At 47.5% G+C, this 667-nt stretch carries 1 pseudogene; it reads right to left on the bottom strand.

The annotated features are described in order from the left end of the window. Window positions 1-490: pseudogene (locus A3739_RS26040) on the bottom strand (12-oxophytodienoate reductase); the annotation flags it as partial. Window positions 491-667: the final 177 nt, after the last annotated feature.

Raw genomic sequence — 667 nt, 5'->3', positions numbered from 1 at the left:
CAAAACCGATGGCTTTGGCATCTGCTGCAGCCTGCGCAAATGCTTCAACGACTTCATCGATATCTTGCTGATTCATCGCTACGCCGTTTTCTCTGCCCGGCTTAAATAAGCCAGAAGGGCTGTGGCCAGGAACAGAAGTATCTGGCTCTATGCCTTCTTTACGAACTGAGCCGACATGCCATAGCTGCGGGGCAATTTTGCCGCCTTTTGCGTGTACTGCATCAACCACTTTTTTCCAGCCCGCTAAGGATTCTTCACCGTGCATAAAAGGTACGCGCGCATAACCATTAGCAGCCTTATGACCAACCGTGGTGCCTTCGGTAATAATCAATCCCACTTCGTTTTCTGCACGGCGAGCGTAATACGCTACGTTTAAATCATTCGGTACATTGCCCGGAGAAAAGGTACGTGTCATTGGCGCCATTACAATGCGGTTTTTTAGTGAAAGGGGGCCTAACTCAATCGGATCAAATAATGGGGAATTGCTCATAATACTCTCGTCGTTAGTTCTATTGCATAGGCTCTAATTATTGAGCGCTTAAGTACGAACCAGCGCAGCAAATTGCTGCATGGTTTGATGAAACATGTCTTTACCGTGCAAGCGAGCGTGATATAGCGCTCCCTTACAACTAAAAATAAATAAGCCAGCTAGGGCTCTGGCAGAGTC

This window comes from Oleiphilus sp. HI0067 (assembly GCF_001635735.1).
Note: the sequence above shows the minus strand (reverse complement) of the source record. Positions and strands in the feature narration are given on the sequence as shown.